At 62.3% G+C, this 20,076-nt stretch carries 18 protein-coding genes and 1 pseudogene; 15 read left to right on the top strand and 4 right to left on the bottom strand.

The features are described from left to right. Positions 1 to 80: 80 nt before the first annotated feature. Positions 81 to 1,325 carry a saccharopine dehydrogenase family protein gene (locus tag OZ428_RS19670; protein WP_038846952.1) on the bottom strand — a complete coding sequence of 415 codons (1,245 nt, stop codon included), beginning with the start codon at positions 1,323 to 1,325 and terminating at the stop codon, positions 81 to 83. A gap of 28 nt (positions 1,326 to 1,353) precedes the next feature. Beyond that, positions 1,354 to 2,451, bottom strand: coding sequence for a carboxynorspermidine decarboxylase (locus tag OZ428_RS19665; protein WP_028616547.1), 1,098 nt, complete (start codon positions 2,449 to 2,451; stop codon positions 1,354 to 1,356). 397 nt (positions 2,452 to 2,848) lie between these two features. Here OZ428_RS19665 and OZ428_RS19660 point away from each other — a divergent pair, with 397 nt between their 5' ends. The 8 genes and pseudogenes from OZ428_RS19660 (at position 2,849) to OZ428_RS19625 (ending at position 10,423) form a co-directional block, all read left to right on the top strand. Beyond that, positions 2,849 to 3,868 carry a LacI family DNA-binding transcriptional regulator gene (locus tag OZ428_RS19660; protein WP_269130993.1) on the top strand — a complete coding sequence of 340 codons (1,020 nt, stop codon included), beginning with the start codon at positions 2,849 to 2,851 and terminating at the stop codon, positions 3,866 to 3,868. Beyond that, a pseudogene (locus OZ428_RS19655) lies at positions 3,852 to 4,856 on the top strand (ABC transporter substrate-binding protein). Before OZ428_RS19660 ends, OZ428_RS19655 begins: the two are co-directional and overlap by 17 nt. Further along, on the top strand, positions 4,857 to 5,675 hold the full coding sequence (locus tag OZ428_RS19650) for an ABC transporter permease (RefSeq protein ID WP_269130992.1): 819 nt from the start codon (positions 4,857 to 4,859) through the stop codon (positions 5,673 to 5,675). Next, complete coding sequence (locus OZ428_RS19645) at positions 5,672 to 6,466, top strand: ABC transporter permease (protein ID WP_038846943.1); 795 nt, start codon at positions 5,672 to 5,674, stop codon at positions 6,464 to 6,466. The genes OZ428_RS19650 and OZ428_RS19645 overlap by 4 nt, the downstream gene beginning before the upstream one ends. Continuing rightward, complete coding sequence (locus tag OZ428_RS19640; protein WP_269130991.1) at positions 6,463 to 7,494, top strand: ABC transporter ATP-binding protein; 1,032 nt, start codon at positions 6,463 to 6,465, stop codon at positions 7,492 to 7,494. Before OZ428_RS19645 ends, OZ428_RS19640 begins: the two co-directional genes overlap by 4 nt. 9 nt (positions 7,495 to 7,503) lie before the next feature. Next, a complete protein-coding gene (locus OZ428_RS19635; protein ID WP_269130990.1) occupies positions 7,504 to 8,337 on the top strand; it encodes a phosphodiesterase in 834 nt (277 codons plus the stop codon). Between the two features lie 7 nt (positions 8,338 to 8,344). Then, on the top strand, positions 8,345 to 9,664 hold the full coding sequence (locus OZ428_RS19630) for an OprD family porin (protein WP_269130989.1): 1,320 nt from the start codon (positions 8,345 to 8,347) through the stop codon (positions 9,662 to 9,664). 150 nt (positions 9,665 to 9,814) lie between these two features. Next, complete coding sequence (locus OZ428_RS19625) at positions 9,815 to 10,423, top strand: LysE family translocator (protein WP_269130988.1); 609 nt, start codon at positions 9,815 to 9,817, stop codon at positions 10,421 to 10,423. A gap of 39 nt (positions 10,424 to 10,462) precedes the next feature. On the opposite strand, the gene OZ428_RS19620 is transcribed toward OZ428_RS19625, so the two are convergent. Beyond that, positions 10,463 to 11,617, bottom strand: coding sequence for a DUF1624 domain-containing protein (locus OZ428_RS19620; protein WP_269130987.1), 1,155 nt, complete (start codon positions 11,615 to 11,617; stop codon positions 10,463 to 10,465). 129 nt (positions 11,618 to 11,746) lie between these two features. Between OZ428_RS19620 and OZ428_RS19615 the strand changes: the two genes are divergently transcribed. The 4 genes from OZ428_RS19615 to OZ428_RS19600 all read left to right on the top strand — a co-directional run bounded on the left by OZ428_RS19615 (position 11,747) and on the right by OZ428_RS19600 (position 16,321). Beyond that, a complete protein-coding gene (locus OZ428_RS19615) occupies positions 11,747 to 12,244 on the top strand; it encodes a sigma-70 family RNA polymerase sigma factor (protein ID WP_033896865.1) in 498 nt (165 codons plus the stop codon). Next, on the top strand, positions 12,241 to 13,194 hold the full coding sequence (locus tag OZ428_RS19610; RefSeq protein ID WP_269130986.1) for a FecR domain-containing protein: 954 nt from the start codon (positions 12,241 to 12,243) through the stop codon (positions 13,192 to 13,194). The genes OZ428_RS19615 and OZ428_RS19610 overlap by 4 nt, the downstream gene beginning before the upstream one ends. Positions 13,195 to 13,283: 89 nt before the next feature. Then, entirely contained in the window at positions 13,284 to 15,713 is a 2,430-nt protein-coding gene (locus OZ428_RS19605; RefSeq protein ID WP_269130985.1) for a TonB-dependent receptor, read from the top strand. Positions 15,714 to 15,772: 59 nt separating this feature from the next. After that, positions 15,773 to 16,321 (top strand): DUF924 family protein, encoded by a 549-nt coding sequence (locus OZ428_RS19600; protein WP_269130983.1) that lies wholly within the window; start codon positions 15,773 to 15,775, stop codon positions 16,319 to 16,321. 3 nt (positions 16,322 to 16,324) lie between these two features. Here OZ428_RS19600 and OZ428_RS19595 read toward each other — a convergent pair whose 3' ends face one another. After that, positions 16,325 to 17,020, bottom strand: coding sequence for a hypothetical protein (locus OZ428_RS19595; RefSeq protein ID WP_269130982.1), 696 nt, complete (start codon positions 17,018 to 17,020; stop codon positions 16,325 to 16,327). Positions 17,021 to 17,197: 177 nt separating this feature from the next. Between OZ428_RS19595 and yfcF the strand changes: the two genes are divergently transcribed. From yfcF to OZ428_RS19580, 3 genes are all read left to right on the top strand, one after another. Further along, complete coding sequence (yfcF, locus tag OZ428_RS19590; RefSeq protein ID WP_269130981.1) at positions 17,198 to 17,830, top strand: glutathione transferase; 633 nt, start codon at positions 17,198 to 17,200, stop codon at positions 17,828 to 17,830. Between the two features lie 111 nt (positions 17,831 to 17,941). Next, positions 17,942 to 18,673 carry a GntR family transcriptional regulator gene (locus OZ428_RS19585; protein ID WP_016977148.1) on the top strand — a complete coding sequence of 244 codons (732 nt, stop codon included), beginning with the start codon at positions 17,942 to 17,944 and terminating at the stop codon, positions 18,671 to 18,673. Positions 18,674 to 18,771: 98 nt separating this feature from the next. After that, on the top strand, positions 18,772 to 20,052 hold the full coding sequence (locus tag OZ428_RS19580; protein ID WP_269130980.1) for an MFS transporter: 1,281 nt from the start codon (positions 18,772 to 18,774) through the stop codon (positions 20,050 to 20,052). Positions 20,053 to 20,076 lie beyond the last annotated feature (24 nt).

Below are 20,076 nucleotides of genomic sequence, written 5' to 3'. Positions count from 1 at the left end.
CTTGGCATTAGAGCAAAACCCCGTCCAACAAAAAATGCGCCCCTGGAGGCGCATTTTTTTGTTCGGATCGCTATCGCCTATCAGGCAATCGCATCCCACGCACGATCACCGTTCTCGTCTTTGATCCGAGTCGGCAACCCCATCACGTCCAGCGCTTTCAGGAACGGCTCAGCCGGCAGTTCCTCGACGTTGGCCATGTGCTTCACATCCCACTCGCCACGGGCAACCAGCAGCGCAGCGGCCACTGGTGGCACGCCTGCGGTGTAGGAGATGCCCTGGCTGTCGGTTTCGGCAAAGGCTTCTTCATGGCACGCCACGTTGTAGATGAACATCTCGTGGGGCTGGCCATTTTTGGTGCCTTTGACCAGGTCGCCGATGCAGGTCTTGCCGGTGTAGCCAGGCGCGAGCGACGACGGGTCGGGCAGCACGGCCTTGACCAGTTTCAACGGCACGACTTCCAGGCCTTCGGCGGTGGTGACCGGTTTTTCGGAGAGCAGGCCGAGGTTTTTCAGCACGGTGAACACGTTGATGTAGTGTTCGCCGAAGCTCATCCAGAAACGCACGTTGGGCACGTCGAGGTTTTTCGACAGCGAGTGCACTTCATCGTGGCCGGTGAGGTAGAGGTTCTGCGAACCGACGACCGGCAGGTCATCAGTGCGTTTGACTTCGAACATGGTGTTGCTGGTCCACTGGCTGTTCTGCCAGCTCCACACCTGTCCGGTGAACTCGCGGAAGTTGATTTCCGGGTCGAAGTTGGTGGCGAAGTATTTGCCATGGGAGCCGGCATTGACGTCGAGGATGTCGATCGAATCAATGCGGTCGAAATGCTGTTGCTGCGCCAGCGCGGCGTACGCGTTGACGACACCCGGGTCGAAGCCCACGCCAAGGATGGCCGTGATGTTCTTCTGTTTGCACTCTTCCAGGTGGTTCCATTCGTAGTTGCCGTACCACGGCGGGGTCTCGCAGACCTTGCCCGGCTCTTCGTGGATGGCGGTGTCGAGGTAGGCAACGCCCGTATCGATGCAGGCACGCAGTACCGACATGTTGAGGAACGCGGAACCTACGTTGATGACGATCTGCGATTGTGTCTCGCGGATCAGAGCCTTGGTCGCTTCCACGTCCAGGGCGTTCAGCGCGAAGGCTTGGATGTCGGCGGGAACCTTGAGGCTACCCTTGGCCTTGACGCTGTCGATGATGGCCTGGCATTTGGAGATGTTGCGCGACGCGATAGCAATACGACCGAGTTCGTCGTTGTGCTGCGCGCACTTGTGGGCCACCACCTTGGCGACACCTCCTGCACCAATGATAAGAACGTTCTTTTTCAATTGCTTTATCTCTCCTTTATCCGCCAGCTTACGAAAGGCTGGACAGGTAGTCGTCGTAACCAAATTCACGAACCACCTCGACTGTACCGTCGAGTTGTTTCACTACGATGGACGGCATTTTCAGGCCGTTGAACCAGTTTTTCTTGACCATGGTGTAGCCTGCGGTGTCGATGAACGACAGCCGATCGCCGATGGCCAGCGGACGATCAAATTGATACTCGCCGAAGATGTCCCCGGCCAGGCAGGATTTGCCGCACACCATGAAGGTGTGTTCGCCGTCGCTTGGCGCCAGCTTGGCGTTGAGGCGATAGATCAGCAGGTCCAGCAAGTGGGCTTCGATGGAGCTGTCTACCACGGCGAGGTGCTTGCCGTTGTAGAGGGTGTCGAGCACGGTGACTTCCAGGGAGGCGCTGTTGGTGATCGCCGCTTCGCCGGGTTCCAGGTACACCTGCACGCCGTATTTCTCGGAGAACGCCTTCAGGCGCGCGCAGAACGCGTCCACCGCATAGTCTTCACCGGTGAAGTGGATGCCGCCGCCGAGGCTGACCCACTCGACCTTGTGCAGCAGCGCGCCGAAGCGTTCTTCGATGGTGCCGAGCATCTTGTCGAACAGGCTGAAATCGCCGTTCTCGCAGTTGTTGTGGAACATGAAGCCGGAGATCTGCTCGATCACGCCTTCGATCTTCACCGGGTCCCATTCGCCCAAACGGCTGAACGGACGCGCCGGGTCGGCCAGCAGGTAGTCGGAGCTGCTCACCTGCGGGTTGACGCGCAGGCCGCGGGTCTTGCCTTCGGAACGTTCGGCAAAACGCTGCAGCTGGCTGATCGAGTTGAAGATGATCTTGTCGCAGTTATCCAGCATCTCTTCGATTTCATCGTCGGCCCAGGCCACGCTGTAGGCGTGTGCCTCGCCTTCGAACTTCTGGCGACCGAGCTTGAGCTCATACAACGACGACGAGGTGGTGCCGTCCATGTATTGCTGCATCAGGTCGAACACCGACCAGGTGGCAAAGCACTTGAGCGCCAGCAACGCCTTGGCGCCGGACTGCTCGCGCACGTAAGCAATCTTCTGCATGTTGACCAGAAGCTTCTGTTTATCGATGAGGTAGTACGGCGTTTTGATCATTTTTGAGAGCCTGCGGCGGTGCCTGCCAAAAAAGGACACGCATTGTGCCCGCACTTGGATCGAATCGAAAGGTTAGTGGGCGGATTTTGCTGCCCTGGGTTTACGAGCGTAGCGCTGGAGTGTGACTGTTCAGGGGCTGACACCGTTTTTTTGTAGTGAGCGGGCTTGCCCCGCGCTGGGGGGCGAAGCCGCCCTAAATCCAGGCACCACGATTTTTCTGGAGCTGCGCGACGTCCTTATTGGGGTGGCTTCGCCACCCAGCGCGGGGCAAGCCCGCTCACCACAGGTGCATAGCAGCAGTCCTTGGATGACATCAAATCGTCATGTTCTCGGCACTGAACTGCCACATTCCCCCGCTACTGTCCTCGCCAATGAGATCGATCTCAAGCGAGTGACAATGACTGACCTGAAAGACGTAGCCAGGCTGGCGGGCGTATCCCGCGCCACCGCCGCCCGCACTTTTGCTTCCCCCGACCAGGTGCGCCCGACCACCCGTGAGCAAGTGTTCGCCGCCGCCCGTGAGCTGGGTTTTCGCCCCAATCTGCTGGGCCGCCAGCTGCGCCTGCAAACCACCCAGTTGATCGGCGTAGTGGTGCCCAACCTGCTCAACCCGGTGTTCGCCGAACAGTTCCAGGCCATGGAGCGCGCCGCTCGGGCGCGCGGCTACAGCCTGTTGCTGGCGACCACCGATTACAGCAGCGAGCGCGAATGCATCGTGGTGGAAGAACTGCTGCGCCAGCGCGTCGACGGCCTGGTGCTGACGGTCACCGATGCCGAGAGCAACAGCGTGCTCAGCAGCTTGAACACCGAGCAAACCCCGTTCGTGCTGGCTTATCACCAACCGAGCAATCCCAACTACAGCGCCGTGTCGGTGGACAACCGCGCGGGCATGGCGCTGGCCACGCGTTACCTGCTGGAAGCCGGGCACCGACGCATCGGCATGGTCGCCGGCCCTGCGTTGCAGTCCGACCGTGCCCGCCTGCGCTACGCCGGTTATTGCGACGCCATGCGCGAATACAGCCTGGAACCCCGCGCGGTGATCGAAATGCCGGCCCACACCCAGGCCGAATTCGCCGCCATCGAACCCTTTTTGCGAGGCGCCCAGGCCCCGACTGCATTGGTGTGCTCCAACGATTTCCTGGCGATCAGCCTGATCGCCGAACTGCGTCGCAACGCCTGGAACGTGCCCGAGCAATTGTCGGTGATGGGCTTCGACGGCATCAGCCTCGGCACCCAGATGCACCCGACCCTGTGCAGCGTGGTGCAGCCCATCGCCTTGCTCGCCAGCACCGTGATTGACCAACTGCTGGCGCAGATCGCCGGCAACGCCCCGACGTCCCATTGCCTGCCTTGCCATATCCGGCCGGGCGACAGTACTCAACCCCACGAGGAAACCCTTGATGCGCGCACTCAGTAAAACCCTGGCAGCCGTGCTGCTGTGCGGTGCGGCCAGCCTGGCCCAGGCCGCCGAAACCGCGATCTGCTACAACTGCCCGCCGGACTGGGCCGACTGGGGCACCCAGCTCAAGGCCATCGCCGCCAGCACCGGCGTGCAAGTACCGCTGGATAACAAGAACTCCGGCCAGTCCCTGGCGCAGTTGGTGGCGGAATAAGCCGCGCCGGTGGCCGACGTCGTGTACTACGGCGTGACCTTCGGCCTGCAGGCGCAAAAAGCCGAGGTGGTCGACACCTATAAACCCAAGGCCTGGGAGCAGATTCCCGCTGGCTTGAAAGACCCGGCCGGCCACTGGTTCGCGATCCACTCCGGCACCTTGGGCATCATGGTCAATGTTGATGCGCTGGGTGGTTTGCCGGTGCCGCAAAGCTGGGCCGACCTGCTCAAGCCCGAATACAAAGGCATGGTTGGTTACCTCGACCCGTCCAGTGCCTTCGTCGGCTACGTCTCGGCCGTGGCGATCAACCGCGCCCTGGGCGGCGACCTGGACAACTTCGCACCGGCCATCGACTACTTCCAGAAGTTGGCGAAGAACGCGCCCATCGTGCCCAAGCAAACCGCCTATGCGCGGGTGCTGTCCGGTGAGTTGCCGATCCTGGTGGACTACGACTTCAACGCCTACCGCGCGCGCTACAAAGATAAGGCCAACGTCGCCTTCGTGATCCCGAAGGAAGGCAGCATCAGCGTGCCCTACGTGATGAGCCTGGTGGCCAACGCACCGCACCGCGCCAATGCGCAAAAGGTCCTCGACTTCGTGCTGTCGGACGAAGGCCAGGCGCTCTGGGCCAAGGCCTACCTGCGCCCGGTGCGCCCGATGAAAATGCCGGCTGACGTGGCCGCACAGTTCCTGCCCGACAGCGACTATGCCCGCGCCGGGGTAGTGGACTACGAAAAAATGGCCGCTGTGCAGGAAGCCTTCGCCGCCCGTTACCTGAACGAGGTCAAGTAAGTGGCAGCATCGGCAAAACATGCCGCCTGGGCACTGGCCCCGGCCTTTGCGGTGCTGCTCGCCTTTTGGCTGCTGCCGCTGGCGCACTTGATGGTGCTCGGCGCCGAGAGCCGCGACAGCAATGGCAGTGGTTACTGGCAGGTGCTCAGCAGCGCGCAGTACTTGGGCAGCCTTGGGCAAACGCTGATCCTGGCCGTGGTGGTGACGCTGGTGGCCCTGGTGATCGGCGGCATCAGCGGCGTGTTCCTCGCCCGGCACCAGTTTTTCGGGCGCTCGGCGCTGGTGGCGTTGCTCACCTTTCCGTTGGCCTTTCCCGGTGTGGTGGTGGGCTTCCTGGTGATTCTGCTGGCCGGTCGTCAAGGCCTGCTGGCCTCGCTGGGCCTGCAACTGGCTGGCGAGCGCTGGATCTTTGCCTACTCGCTGGCGGGGTTGTTCGTGGGCTATCTGTACTTCTCGATTCCACGGGTGATCCTCACGGTGATGGCGGCCTGCGAGAGCCTTGATCGCAGCCTGGAAGAAGCCGCGCATTCCCTGGGCGCCGGGCATTGGCGCGTGGTGTGCGACGTGATCGTGCCGGGCCTGGCGCCCGCATTGGCGTCCTGCGGGGCGATCTGTTTTGCCACGTCCATGGGCGCCTTCGGCACGGCGTTTACCTTGGGCACGCGACTGAATGTCACCCCGGTGGCGATCTACAACGTATTCACCAACTACGCCAACTTTGCCGTCGCCGCTGCGCTGTCAGTGGTGTTGGGCGCGGTGACCTGGGCGGTGTTGCTGCTGACCCGGCGCCTGGTGAAAAACGCGGGGACTGTGCTGTGAAACGCTCATCGCTGTTTGTGCTGCAACTGCTATTTACCCTGCTGGTGTGCGCCTTCATGTTGGTGCCGGTGGTGATGTCGTTGCTGGCGGGTTTGACCCGCAACTTCTTCGTCGGTCTGTCCAGTGGCTTGACCTTCGATTGGTTGGTCCAGGTGTGGCAGGCCTATTCGCCCACTGTGTGGTTGTCGCTGCAATTGGCGCTGGCCTGCGCGGTGTGTGTCTGCGTGATTGGCGTGCCGGCGGCCTACGCCCTGGTGCGGATGAACAACCGCTTCAGCCGCGCCTTCGAAGAACTGATGGTGCTGCCGGTGGCGATGCCGGGGTTGGCCAGTGCACTGGCCTTGCTGCTTACCTACGGGCAGTTCGGCAGCTTTCGCAGCAGTTGGCTGTTCATCCTGGTCGGGCATGTGCTGTTCACCTTGCCGTTTTTGGTACGCCCGGTGATGGCGGTGATGCAGCGCCAGCAACTGCCGGTGCTGGAAGAGGCGGCGGCCAGTTTGGGCGCCGGTCCGATCAAGCGCTTTTTCAGTGTGGTGGTGCCCAACTGCCGGGCGGGAATCCTGGCCGGCGTGCTGATGGTGGTGACCTTGTCCCTGGGTGAATTCAACCTGACCTGGATGCTCCACACGCCCATGACCAAGACGCTGCCCGTGGGCCTGGCCGATAGCTACGCCTCGGCGCGCCTGGAAATTGCCAGCGCCTACACCCTTATCTTTTTGCTGATGATCGTGCCGCTGCTGATTGCGTTGCAGGCCATCAGCGCCCGTTTGTCCCGTGGAGAGCGTCGATGACCGCTATCACTATCCGCCTGCAAGGCTGCCGCAAGGCGTTCGCCGACGGCACCGTGGCCGTGCATGACTTGAACCTGACCGTCGAGGGCGGCGAAACCCTGGCGATTCTCGGCCCGTCCGGCTGTGGCAAGACCACCACCTTGCGCCTGATCGCCGGCCTGGAGCGCCCGGATGTGGGCCAGGTGTTGTTCGGTGACCAGGACGTGACGCGCCTGCCCATCGAGCGCCGTGATGTGGGCATGGTGTTCCAGAACTACGCGCTGTTTCCCAACCTGGATGTGGCGGGAAATATCGTCTACGGCTTGAAGATTCGCGGGATGTCGGTGTCTGAGCGCAACAAGCGCTGCGACGAGTTGCTGGAGCTGGTGGGCTTGCAGCATCACGGCAAGCGCAGCATTCACGAACTCTCCGGCGGCCAGCGCCAGCGCGTGGCATTGGCCCGTGCCTTGGCGCCGCGTCCGAAAGTGCTGTTGCTGGACGAACCCCTGGCGGCCCTCGATGCGCAATTGCGCGAGCGCCTGCGCAGCGAACTGAATGACCTGCTGCGCGGCCTTGGCATCACCTCGGTGTTCGTCACTCACGACCAGGGCGAAGCCATGGCCCTGGGCGACCGCATCCTGGTCATGGAGCACGGCCGTGTCGCGCAACTGGCCAGCCCGCGTGACATCTACCAGAAACCCGCCAACGCCTTCGTCGCGGGCTTCGTCGGCAACCTCAATGCCTTTGAGGTAATCGAGACTTCGGCCCATGGCTTGAAAGTCTGCGGCGGCGAGTTGCCGTGGCAGGCCGCCGAGCAGCCCAGCACGGTCTATTGCCGCCCGGAACACCTGAAGGTGATGGAGGGAGAAGGGCACCTGCACGGCCATCTGCTGGCGCAGTTTTTCCAGGGCGCACAAAGCCGCCTGCTGGTGGATGTGGGCGGCCCGCAACCGCTACTGGTCGACAGCAGCGACAACCAGCTGTACGCCGTCGGCGCGCCGATCGCCCTGGCGATTGCGCCGCACATGTTGTTCACCCTGAATACTTGAGAATCTACTGTGAATCGTCCGTTTCTTGTCGCGCAGATCAGCGACCTGCACCTTAAAGCCGGCCAGCGCCTCACTTATGAAGTGGTGGATACCTTGGGCGCACTGCGCCGCGCCGTGGATCACCTCAACGCCAGTTACCCACGCCCCGATATCGTGGTGATCAGCGGTGACCTGGTGGACTTTGGCCGCGCCGATGAATACGCCGTGCTGCACCCCGAACTCGCCCGTTTGCACATGCCGTGCTACCTGGTGCCGGGCAACCACGACACGCGCGGGCCGATGCTGGAGGCGTTCCGGGATCACGCGTATTTGCCTGTGTCCGCAGAGGGGCCCTTGGACTGGGTGGTGGACGAGCATCCGCTGCGCCTGATCGGTCTGGACTCCACCATCCCCGGCGGCCACGGCGGCCAGTTGCTCGACAGCCAATTGCACTGGCTGGACGCGCAATTGTCGCTGCGTCCGCAGGCGCCGACCTTGCTGATTTTGCATCACCCGCCGTTTATCAGCGGCATCGGCCATATGGACCGCGAGCCCTTCATCAATGCGGCGGCGCTGGAGCAGGTCGTTGCCCGTCATCCGCAAGTCGAGCGCCTGCTGTGCGGGCACTTGCACCGTCCGATGCAGCGCCGTTTCGGCGGCAGCCTGAGTTGTGTATGCCCCGGCACCTCGCACCAGATCGTGTTGGACCTACAAGAAGCGGCGCCCGCGCATTTCAACCTGGAGCCGGCGGGCTATCTGTTGCATCGCTGGGAGGCGCAACAGGGTTTGATCAGCCACAACGGCGTATTCGGGGAGTACCCGGGGCCGTATCCGTTTTATGACGCTCATGGGTTAATTGACTGAGGTTGTGATGAAAGCCACTTTGAATATGTTAAGCGTGTTGACCGGCGGCCTGGGCGTTGCCCTGAGCCCTTTGGCGTCGGCTGATTTCTTGAGCGACAGCAAAGCCAACTTGAGTATGCGCAACTTCTACTTCAACAACGACAACCGTGACGGCGCCGCCGCACCGTCGAAGACCGAAGAGTGGGGCCAGGCGTTTATCCTCAACTACCAATCGGGCTTCACCGACGGCACCGTCGGTTTTGGTCTCGACGCGATCGGCATGCTCGGCATCACCCTGGACAGCGGCGCCGGCCGCCACGTGGGCAGCTCGATGATCCCCAACGACGACGGCAAGGCCACCGACAACTGGGCCCGTGGCGGCGCCACGGCCAAGGCGCGTTTTGCCAAGAGCGAACTGCGCTACGGCTACCTGCGGCCGAACCTGCCGATCCTGGTGAGTAACGACGGCCGCCTGTTGCCGCAGTCGTTCGAAGGTGGGCAAATCACCAGCAAGGACATCGACAACCTGACCCTGATCGGCGGCCAACTGCAACACACCACCGGCCGTGGCTCCAGCGACCGCAGCGGCCTTGCGGCGGCGGGCGGCACCCAGGAAAGCAACAAATTCAACTACGCCGGTGCCGATTACCAAGTGACCAAGGACCTGATGGTCCAGTACTACTACGCCAACCTCGAAGACTATTATCAACAGCACTTCGCCGGGCTGATCCACGTATTGCCGCTGGGCGACTACGGCTCGTTGAAAACCGACCTGCGCTACTTCAAGACCACCTCCGACGGCAAGAATAGCAGCGCTTCTGGCCGTGCTGAAGGTTACAAGCTCGGCGGCTATACCAAGAATGGCACCGGTGAAATCGACAACAACACCTGGAGCGCGGCGTTCATCTACTCCCTGGGCCCGCACGCGATCACCGCCGGCTACCAGCAAGTCTCGGACGACAGCAACTTCGCCCAGCTCAACCAGGGCGGCCTGGTGAACAAAGGGGAGGGCGGTTCCAGCCTGTACCTCTACACCGACCGTACCGTGCAAACCTTCATCCAGGCCGGCGAGCGCACTGCCTTTGCGCAATACGCCTACGACTTCGCGTCACTCGGCGTGCCGGGGTTAAAGGCCTCGGTGATGTACTTGAAGGGCGACCACATCCTCACCGCCAGCGGCAACGACGCCAGCGAGTGGGAGCGTGATATCTCGCTGGATTACGTGGTGCAGAGTGGCACGTTCAAGAACGTCGGGTTCGGCTGGCGCAACGGCGTGTCGCGCAGTGAAGTGGCGCGGGACCAGGACCAAAATCGGGTGTTTGTGAACTACTCGATTCCGTTGATGTAAAGCCCTCGCCGGAGCGAGCTTCCTGTGACGAGGGAGCTTGCTCCCGCTGGGATGCGCCGCCTCCCCAAATCCTGCCCCACCACAAACGTACAAGAATCCCCCCAACCCCCCTCAGTAGACTCGCCGCACTCCCTCTACTGCAGGTCTTCCATGGACATCTTCCTCTACGCCTTCAGCGTCATGTACAGCCCCGGCCCCGTGAACTTCATGGGCCTCAACGCCGGGCTCACCGGTCAGTTCCGGCGCTCCACCGGGTTTTTCATCGGCGTCGGCTGCGCGATGCTGGTGTTGTTTGTGCTGTTCGGCTACACCGGCGAGGCGATCATTTCCCAGGCGGTGTTGCCCTATATTTCGTTGATTGGCGGCGTGTACACCTTGTACCTGGCTTATCAGGTGTTCACCGCGCGCACGGTGGTCGATGAAAAAGTCTCTACTGCACCGGCCAAGACGCTCACGTTCTGGAACGGCCTGGTGATCCAGTTGCTCAACCCCAAGGGCATCATGGCGGTGCTACCGATCACCAGCGTCATGCTGCCGGCGGCGCATATCACTGGGGTGTCGATTGCGCTGGTGTCGGCGTTGCTGGCCTTTGGCGCGTTGGGTGCGCCGTGGATCTATGCGTTGCTTGGTGCACTGCTGGGGCGGCGGATCAACGGGACGTCGGCGTTTACCGTGTTCAACCGCTGCATGGGCCTGGCGCTGGCGGTGTGTGCGTATTTCATGTTTCACGCGTTCTATGTGCACCTGGTCGCCACATGAGTGGAGCTTGTCACCTCGACTCACGCATAGATCGAGCTTCTACAGGTACTTGAGCCAGGCCAGGTCGCGGCGTCGCGTCTTGAGCCCGGCAAACCAACGTACCGGCGGATACAGCGCCAGCGGCAGCAGCAACGCCACCAGCCAAATGGCGCCCACGCCGTCGACGCCGAAGTAGTTGCCGTGATTCAGGCCGAACAGTGCCACGCACGCGACGTAGAGGATTTTCAACACGTACAGGTGCAGCAGATAGAAGAACATCGGCGCTGCACCGAAGGTGGCGAGCAGGCCGATCCAACGCTTGCTTCCCGCCTTCTCGAACGCCAGCAACAACAGCAAGCCGATCCCCAGCGTCAGTGCCAGAAACAACAACGAAGGCGGGTACTTGGTGATGTTGAAAAAGCTCATCAGGGTCTGCACGCCATTGTCATAGGCTTGCCAGGGTTTTTCGCCATACCCATTGACCGCTCGCACTACCACGAACCCTACCAACGCACTCATACCGCCGAGCAACAGATAACGCTGACGCAGCGCCGGCGGCATGCCTTGGGCAAACCACGGGCCGAGGCTGTAGCCCAGGGCAATCACACCGATCCACGGCAGCACCGGATAGGTGATGCGCAGGCGCAGCGAGTCGCCCACTTCGATCCAGCTGCGCTCATGCAGGATTGCCCACGGAATGTGCAGTGCCGAACCCGCGTCGAAGTGCAGCCCGTCCAGCAGGTTGTGCCCGGCAATGATCACCACTGCCAACATGATCAGCAGCGAACGCGGCAACCACACCAGCGCCGCGAGGGTGATCATGCTCACGCCAATCGCCCAGATCACTTGCAGATAGATCACGCTGGGCGGCAGCTGAAAGGTCCAGGCGAAGTTGACCAGGGTGAACTCCAGCACCACCAGGAACAGCCCACGCTTGAACAGGAACGCCGACACATCGCGTCGGCCCTGATATTTCTGGCCGTACAGCCACGCCGACAAACCCGTGAGCAACACAAACACTGGCGCGCACAGGTGGGCGAGGGTGCGGCTGAAAAACAGCGCGGGCTCGGTGCTGTCGATAGTCATCGGATCGCTGACCTGACGGTGCAGCAGGAAGGTTTCACGTACGTGGTCCAGCAACATGAACAGGATCACCAGGCCGCGCAGGGCATCGATGGAGAGCAGGCGTTGGCGCAGGGGAACAGCATCGGTCATGGGTGAGGGTCACAGGGCAGGGCGGAAGTGGGTTGTTATCCTATAACATTAATTAACGCGTTGCCGCGATTCGTTGCCCAGATTAGAATGCGATCAATTCTTAATTACTACCGGGTTCGGGTGATCGGCATGTCGTCTTCGCTCCATCTGCCTGTCCAGGCGTTGTACTGCGAACATCATGGTTGGCTGTACCGCTGGCTCGACCGCAAGCTGGGCAATGCCAACGATGCGGCGGACCTGGCCCACGACACCTTCATGCGCCTGCTCACCCGCCAACACAGTGCCGGTTTCGGCAGCGAGCCGCGCGCGTTGCTCACCCATATTGCCAAGGGCTTGATGATCGACAGCTGGCGTCGCCAAGAGGTCGAACGTGCCTACCTGGAAACCATCGCGCACCTGCCCGAGCAGGCAGTGCCGTCGCCGGAAACCCGCTGGCTGATCCTCGAGGCGTTGTACCGCATCGAAGCCATGTTGCGGGATTTGCCGGAAAAGACCCGCCAGGCCTTCCTGATGTCACAGCTCGACGGCTTGACCTATCAGCAGATCGCCGACGAATTGAAGGTGTCGCTGGTCTCGGTCAAACGCTACATGCGCGATGCGTTCCTTGCGTGCCTGAGCGTGGCATGAACCCGTCTATCGACCCGCTGATCCTCGGTGAGGCCGCCGACTGGATGGTGCAGTTGCAGTCCGGCAGCGCCACCGACGAAGACCGTCGCGCCATCGCCCAATGGCAAGGCCGCAGCGCCCAGCACGCCCAGGCCTGGCAACGGGCGCAGGCGATTCTGGGAGATTTCAACAGCGTGCCGGCGGCGATTGCGGGCGACACCCTCAAGCGTATCGGCCGCAAAAAATCCCTCGGCCGCCGCCAGGCGCTTGGCCTATTGCTGCTGGCGGGCCCGGCGGCCTGGCTGGCCTACCGGCAAAAACCGTGGCAACCGTGGACCGCCGACCAACACACCGCCGTTGGCGAGCAACGCAACCTCACTTTGCCGGATGGCACACGCCTGCTGATCAACACAGCCAGCTCATTGAATATCGCGTTCACCGACCAACTGCGGCGTCTCGAGTTGCTGCAGGGTGAAGTGATGATCACCACCGCCAAGGACCCCGCGCCGACCCATCGTCCGTTTGTGGTGCAGACCCGCCACGGCACCGCCCGCGCCCTGGGCACGCATTTCAGCGTGCGGGTGGACGAGCAGAGCAGCCGCGTGGCGGTGCTCGACGGTGCGGTGGAAATGCTGCCGCAGCACGCCCGTCGTGGGCTGATTCTCAAGGCTGGCGAGCAGAGCGCATTCGGCAGTGACAGCGTGGCCGCGGTGCAGCCGCTGGAGGCCGGCGCCACCACCTGGGAAAGCGGCATGCTGCTGGCCCAGCAGATGCGCCTGGCGGACTTGCTCGATGAGTTGGGACGCTACCGCCACGGCGTGTTGCGCTGCCACGACAGCGTCGCCGGGCTGAGCGTGTCCGGGGCGTTCCCCCTGCGGGACACCGACGCCAGCCTGCGTTTGTTGCAGGAAACCCTGCCGGTCAAGGTCAGCAGCTTGACCGGCTACTGGGTGACGATCGAACCGCGCTGAATTTTTTTCCCGTTTCGCTGATACCTTTTCAGTTGTCGCTCGGTGTAGGGGAGAACCCTCAACTCTGCACCGCGTCGACAGGAATCCCCATGACCTTCACCCCGCACCCGATCCGCCCCTTGAAGGCCTTGAGCCTGGCTATCGCCCTGGCTGCCATCGCGCCGCTGCACAGCGCCGTGGCAGCCGACGCCCCGTCGAGCAGCGCGTCACGCAGCTACCACCTTGCGCCGGGGCCGTTGGGCAATGTGTTGGCGCAATTCGCGGCGTTGTCCGGGGTGCCGTTGTCATTTGATTCCACGCTGCTCAACGACCAGCAAAGCGCCGGTTTGCAGGGCAGCTTCACCGCGCAGGCGGGCTTCATGCAACTGCTGCAAGGCAGCGGCTACGCACTGCAAAGCACCGGCGCCAATGGCTATACCTTGGTGCCTGAAGCAACGGGTGACGCCGTGCAGTTGGGCGCGACCACCATCAGCGGCGAGAGCGGGGCGCAGGCGGATACCTATACCGGTGGCCAGGTCGCCCGTTCGGCGCGCCTGGGTGTGTTGGGCAATCGTTCGATCAATGACGTGCCGTTCAGCGTGGTCAGCTACACCGCCAAGACCATCGCCGACCAACAGGCGCGCACCGTCGGGGATGTGCTGCTCAATGATGCGTCCGTGCGCCAGTCGGCAGGCTTCGGCAACTTTTCCCAGGTGTTTACCATTCGCGGCCTGCCGCTGAACACCGATGACATTGCCTTCAACGGTCTGTACGGCGTGCTGCCGCGACAGATCATCACCACCGAAGCCCTGGAGCGGGTCGAGTTGTTCAAAGGCCCCAACGCCTTCGTCAACGGTGTATCGCCAGCCGGCAGCGGCATTGGCGGCAGCGTCAACCTGGTGCCCAAGCGCGCCGAAGATGTGCCAACCCGTAGCGTCAGCCTCGACACCACTACCGATGGCCAGAGCGGCGGCCACCTCGACCTGGGCCAGCGGTTCGGTGAAGACAATCGCTTCGGCGCGCGGATCAACCTGGCCAAGCATGGCGGCGACACGGCCATCGAGGACGAATTCAAAAGCTCGCAACTGGTGGCCGTCGCCCTGGATTACCGGGGCGATCGCCTGCGCGTGTCCACCGACTTCGGCTACCAGAAAGAGCGCATCAACAGCGGTCGCTCGGTGGTCTATCCCAACGGCACACAGGTGCCGAAGGCGCCATCGGCCAAGCACAACTATGCCCAGGACTGGAGCTGGTCGGAGCTGGAAGACACCTATGGCATGTTCAATGCCGAATACGATTTGAATGACAGCTGGACTGCCTATGTCGGTGGTGGGGCCAAGCACACACGGGAGAACGGGCAGTATTCGTCGCTGTACGTGGGCAACGATGGCAGCGGCCGTGTGGGCTTTTTGTACTCGCCTCATGACGAGGACAACAAGAGCGCCATGGCCGGCTTGAACGGGCGCTTCAACACCGGCCCCGTGAGCCATCAGGTGAACTTCGGTTTGTCCGGCATCTGGGGTGAGCAACGTTCGGCGTTTGAAGCGATCCTGCAAGCCAACCGCCGGCCGGGCAACCTCTATAACCCGACCCAGATCCCACGTCCGTCCGTTACTTACTTCGGCAGCGACATCCACGACCCGCGCATCGTCGGCAAGAACCGCATCAAAAGTGCGGCAGTGTCCGACACCCTGGGCTTTATCGACGATCGCGTGCTGCTGACCCTGGGCGTGCGGCGCCAGACCATTGAGGTAGACGCGTGGAACACCACCACGGGCGTGCGCAACGCCAACTATGCCGAGAGCATCACCACACCGGTGTATGGCCTGGTGGTCAAGCCGTGGGAGCACGTGTCGTTCTACGCCAACCGCATCGAAGGCTTGGCCCAAGGGCCGACCGCGCCGTTGACCAACGTCACCAACCCCGGCGAGGTCTTTGCGCCTAACCGCAGCAAGCAGACCGAAGCCGGGGTCAAGCTGGATTGGGACGGTTTTGGCGCGACCTTGGGTGTCTACCGAATCGAGCAGCCCAGCAGCGCCACCAACACCAACCCGAATGGCACCAATACCTTCAGCGTCGATGGCGAGCAGATCAACAAAGGCGTAGAGCTGAACGTGTTCGGAGAGCCGGTCGACGGCCTGCGCCTGCTGGCCGGTGCGACCTGGATGAACACCGAACTGAAGAACACCTCCAATGGCCTCAACGACGGTAACCGCGCGGCTGGCGTGCCACGTTTCCAGTACAACGTCGGCGCCGACTGGGATATTCCCGGCCTCCAGGGCGCCGCCGTCAACGCGCGGATGCTGCGCACCGGTGGCGAGTACGTCAATGCGGCCAATAGCCTGAACATCCCCGCCTGGACCCGTGTCGACCTCGGCGCTCGTTATGGCTTCAAGGCCGATGACAAGTACATCACGCTGCGCGCCAACGTCGAAAACGTGGCGAACAAGGCGTACTGGGCGTCGGCGTCGACGGCCAACAACTACCTGACCCAGGGTGAGCCGCGCACGGTCAAACTCTCCGCAACGGTGGACTTCTAGCGGGTAAACACGGTCAACTGTAGGAGCCGGCAAGCCGGCTTCTAAAGGAGATAGTCCCCGTGAGTGCGACCGAACACACCCCACAATCTGTCCTCGACTTCTGGAAACACGCTGGCCCCAAACACTGGTTCGCCAAGGATGACGCCTTCGACGCCACCTTCCGCGACACCTTCCACACCGCCCACCTGCAAGCCGCCCGGCGCGAACTGGAACATTGGCTGGACTCGGCGCAAGGAGCCCTGGCGCTGCTGATCCTGCTTGACCAATACCCGCGCAACGCCTTTCGCGGCACCGCCCACATGTTCGCCACCGACCCACTGGCCCGCCTGTATGCGAGGCGCATGGTCGATGTCGGATTGGATCAGCAGGTCGAGCCGGCATTGCGTGCGTTCTGCTACCTGCCGTTCGAACATTCTGAAGACTCGGCGGATCAACAACGCTCACTGGTCCTGAACCAGCAGTTGGACGCCAACACTTACCGTTGGGCCAAGGAGCACGCGCGCATCATTGAGCAGTTTGGGCGCTTTCCCCATCGAAACGAGGTGTTGGCCAGGGCTACCACCGACGCCGAGCTTAGGTTTCTGGACGCGGGCGGGTTCTCTGGCTAGCGGCTATTGAGCGTCCCGGTCGATTTCCAGGCGTTTGCGCGCGTTGGGGCAGCCGTTGGTTGCCAGCGCTTTCTCAAGGTATTCAATACGCAACGGCCGGGCGGTTCTGCGATTGGTTCGGCTGGCGAGCACTTTATAGAGTTCGGCGCGGTAATCGTTTTCGCTGCCTGATTGCAGCTCGACGCCCTTGGGCGGCGCGCCGCAGGTCAACCAGACGGCGGGCTGCGGGTAGTAAGGTGCAAAGTCGTCCATTTTAGCCAGGGCGTTTTGCAGCGCCGGCATGTACTTGGGGCCCATCACATAGTCCAGGCAAGTGTTGTCGACGTAAAGTGCGGCCGGGGCAAAGCCGTGCTCCAGGCTTGAGATTGCCAGTTGGCACATCTCTTGTTCTTTGCCGGGCACCAAATAGATCTGATACAGGAGCATCAGGCGGTATTCGGCAACGGGATGTCCTGCCTGCGCTGATTCGCTCAAGCGTTGTTGGGTGAGCGCCAGGTTCGCTTTCTTCTCGTCCACATCGGCAGGTGTTTTCTTGGCCAGTACTGAGCGCATCAGGTCGGCGTACTCAGCGTCGCTTTTCTTCAACAGGGCGGCGGCTTGCTGATACTGCACTTCACCGGGCAGCGCGGGGAGATCACTGGCCGACGCCACGTAGGAAACACAGGAGAACGACAAAAACACGGCGAAGGGAAAGCGCAAGACGAACATCCTTTTTCAGTGCTACGCAGGTGCGCGCTGGGTGGAAAGTCTACCTTGGCAGGCGTTGCCGTTACAGCGGGTGCGGCTATTCCCACCAGGAATGCCCCCATAAAAACAGCGCATTGTCTTTCTCGCCGCACATCTCGTAGCGTGGTGTTCCACTCACGGAGAATCGTTATGAGCCAGCGTCCGTTGCGCCTGTATGTTGATCATTTGTATACCAGCCCCTACGCGATGTCGGTGTTCGTCACCCTGCGGGAAAAAGGCCTGGTGTTCGACACCTTGACCCTGGACCTGGATGCTGCCCAAAACCAGACCGCCGACTTCGCCCAACTGTCCCTGACCCAGCGCGTGCCGACGCTGGTAGAAGGAGACTTTGCGCTGTCGGAGTCTTCGGCAATCACGGAATACCTGGAAGAGGCTTACCCCGAGACCCCGGTCTATCCGGCCGACCCCCGGCAGCGGGCGAGGGCGCGGCAGGTGCAGGCGTGGTTGCGCAGTGACTTGCTGCCGATCCGCCAGGAGCGTTCGACGATGGTGGTGTTCTACGGGCAGAAGATGCCGCCCTTGTCCCCTGTGGCCGAAGCGGCGGCGCGCAAGCTGATCAACGCGGCCCAGGCGCTGTTGGCGGGTAACCGGGCGTGTCTGTTCGGCGCGTGGTCGATTGCGGATGTGGACTTGGCGGTGATGCTCAATCGCCTGATCCTCAACGGCGACAGCGTGCCCGCCGAGTTGGTGGGATACGCGCAGCGCCAGTGGCAGCGGCCGTCCGTGCAGGCGTGGGTGCAGCAGCAACGCCCAGTGCTGTAACCGACCATTCATCCTCCAGATGTGGTGACGCGCTTGACAGCCGTCACCCAGCGGACAAATACTCTCGCCATATTCATATATATGACTAAATAACAAAGTGAATGTGGCCCCATGAATACCTTGTCCAGTGATGCCCGTCTGCCGCTTTACCAACGCCTGCGCGACCATCTGGTCGAGCAGATCGCCAACAATCGCTGGCGCCCCGGTGAAGCCATTCCCACCGAAGCGGTGCTGTCCGCCGAGTACGAGCTGTCCACCGGCACGGTGCGCAAGGCCGTTGATGCGTTGGTGAGCGAAGGCATTCTTGAGCGCCAGCAGGGCCGGGGCACCTTTGTGCGCCGCCCGCAATTCCAGTCCTCCCTGTTTCGCTTCTTCCGGTTTCAAGGTCCTGCGGGCGAGCGCCAGGTGCCGGAGAGCCGCATCCTCACGGTTGAATCCCTGGCCGCGCCGTCGGCGGTCAGTGAGGCGTTGGGCCTGGCGCCCGAAGCCCAGGTAATCCGCATCCTGCGTACCCGTTTGTTTGATGTGCAGCCGCTGCTGGCCGAAGAGATCTGGCTGCCGCGCACGCGCTTCCAGGCGTTGCTGGATATCGATCTGTCCCAGCAAGGCCCGTTGCTGTATCCGGTGTATGAAGACGTCTGCGGGCAAGTGGTGGCCTCGGCCGAGGAGACCCTGACCGCCGAATCGGTCAACGAGGTGTACGCGCGCTTGCTGCAGGTGCCGGTCAACAGCCCGGTGGTGGTGATCGAGCGCCTGGCCCGCGATTACGCCGGCCAGCCCCTGGAGTGGCGACGCTCCCGTGGCCACGCCGAGCACTTCCGCTACCGCGTGGACATTCGCTGACCCGACACCCGCACCGTTAATTGTTTGCCCAACACTGGCCCGGCTGCGGCACGGTTCGCGCCCGGCTGCCTCCCGTTTGACCTATAAGGATAAAAATCATGTTCAGTTGGTATCGCCAAGTCACTCCTCGGGAGCGCAAAACGTTCTGGGCCTGTTTCGGCGGATGGTCCCTCGACGCACTGGAAGTACAGATGTTCGGCCTGGCGATCCCGGCACTGATCGCCGCCTTCGCCTTGACCAAGGGCGATGCAGGGTTGATCAGCGCCGTCACGCTGGTGACCTCGGCCATCGGCGGTTGGGTCGGCGGCACCTTGTCCGACCGCTACGGCCGGGTGCGTACCTTGCAGTGGATGATTCTGTGGTTCTCGTTCTTCACCTTTTTGTCGGCGTTTGTCACGGGCTTCCACCAGTTGTTGATCGTCAAGGCGCTGCAAGGCTTTGGCATTGGCGGTGAGTGGGCGGCGGGCGCGGTGTTGATGGCCGAGACCATCAACCCGAAGTATCGCGGCAAGGTGATGGGCACCGTGCAGAGCGCCTGGGCCGTGGGCTGGGGCGTCGCGGTCGGGGTGTTCGCGCTGATCTATTCGTTTGTGCCGCAGGACATGGCCTGGCGCGTGATGTTTGTAGTGGGCCTGCTGCCGTCGTTCCTGATTATCTGGGTGCGCCGCAATGTTGAAGAGCCCGACAGCTTCCAGCGCCTGCAAAAAGAACAGGCGATTCCACAGAGCTTCTTCAAGTCGCTGGCGGGCATCTTTCGTCCGGAGCTGATTCGCGTCACGCTGTTCGGCGGTCTGTTGGGCCTGGGGGCCCACGGCGGTTACCACGCGGTGATGACCTGGCTGCCGACCTTCCTCAAGACCGAGCGCAACCTGTCGGTACTCAACTCCGGCGGCTACCTGGCGGTGATCATCTTTGCCTTCTGGTGCGGCTGCATCGCCAGTGGTCTGCTGATTGATCGCATCGGCCGACGCAAGAATATCGTGCTGTTCGCGCTGTGCTGCGTGATCACCGTGCAGGCTTATGTGTTCCTGCCGTTGACCAACACGCAGATGCTGTTCCTTGGCTTTCCGCTGGGCTTTTTCGCGGCCGGCATTCCGGCCAGCCTCGGGGCGTTGTTCAACGAACTGTACCCGGCGGATGTGCGCGGTGCCGGCGTGGGCTTTTGCTACAACTTCGGGCGCGTCTTGTCCGCAGTGTTTCCGTTCCTGGTGGGGCATATGAGCGACTCCATGTCCCTCGGCTCGGCCATCGGCATCGATGCCGGGATTGCCTACGGCGTCGCGGTGATCGCCGCATTGTGCCTGCCGGAAACCCGTGGCCGCGTGCTGGAAGCAGCGCCCGCCGACAACGTGGTGACCGGCCAGCGCGCCCAGGCTTGACCCTTTTTACTCTTGAAAGACGAA

Origin of the sequence: Pseudomonas sp. GXZC (assembly GCF_026967615.1) — a bacterium.
Lineage (GTDB): Bacteria > Pseudomonadota > Gammaproteobacteria > Pseudomonadales > Pseudomonadaceae > Aquipseudomonas > Aquipseudomonas azotoformans_A.
Note: the sequence above shows the minus strand (reverse complement) of the source record. Positions and strands in the feature narration are given on the sequence as shown.

Excerpts from the sequence above, each read along its gene's own strand:
- OZ428_RS19665 (WP_028616547.1), bottom strand. The coding sequence starts at position 2,451 with ATGATCAAAACGCCGTACTACCTCATCGATAAACAGAAGCTTCTGGTC.
- OZ428_RS19660 (WP_269130993.1), top strand. The coding sequence starts at position 2,849 with ATGACTGACCTGAAAGACGTAGCCAGGCTGGCGGGCGTATCCCGCGCC.
- OZ428_RS19640 (WP_269130991.1), top strand. The coding sequence starts at position 6,463 with ATGACCGCTATCACTATCCGCCTGCAAGGCTGCCGCAAGGCGTTCGCC.
- OZ428_RS19630 (WP_269130989.1), top strand. The coding sequence starts at position 8,345 with ATGAAAGCCACTTTGAATATGTTAAGCGTGTTGACCGGCGGCCTGGGC.
- OZ428_RS19625 (WP_269130988.1), top strand. The coding sequence starts at position 9,815 with ATGGACATCTTCCTCTACGCCTTCAGCGTCATGTACAGCCCCGGCCCC.
- OZ428_RS19620 (WP_269130987.1), bottom strand. The coding sequence starts at position 11,617 with ATGACCGATGCTGTTCCCCTGCGCCAACGCCTGCTCTCCATCGATGCC.
- OZ428_RS19615 (WP_033896865.1), top strand. The coding sequence starts at position 11,747 with ATGTCGTCTTCGCTCCATCTGCCTGTCCAGGCGTTGTACTGCGAACAT.
- OZ428_RS19610 (WP_269130986.1), top strand. The coding sequence starts at position 12,241 with ATGAACCCGTCTATCGACCCGCTGATCCTCGGTGAGGCCGCCGACTGG.
- OZ428_RS19605 (WP_269130985.1), top strand. The coding sequence starts at position 13,284 with ATGACCTTCACCCCGCACCCGATCCGCCCCTTGAAGGCCTTGAGCCTG.
- yfcF (WP_269130981.1), top strand. The coding sequence starts at position 17,198 with ATGAGCCAGCGTCCGTTGCGCCTGTATGTTGATCATTTGTATACCAGC.
- OZ428_RS19585 (WP_016977148.1), top strand. The coding sequence starts at position 17,942 with ATGAATACCTTGTCCAGTGATGCCCGTCTGCCGCTTTACCAACGCCTG.
- OZ428_RS19580 (WP_269130980.1), top strand. The coding sequence starts at position 18,772 with ATGTTCAGTTGGTATCGCCAAGTCACTCCTCGGGAGCGCAAAACGTTC.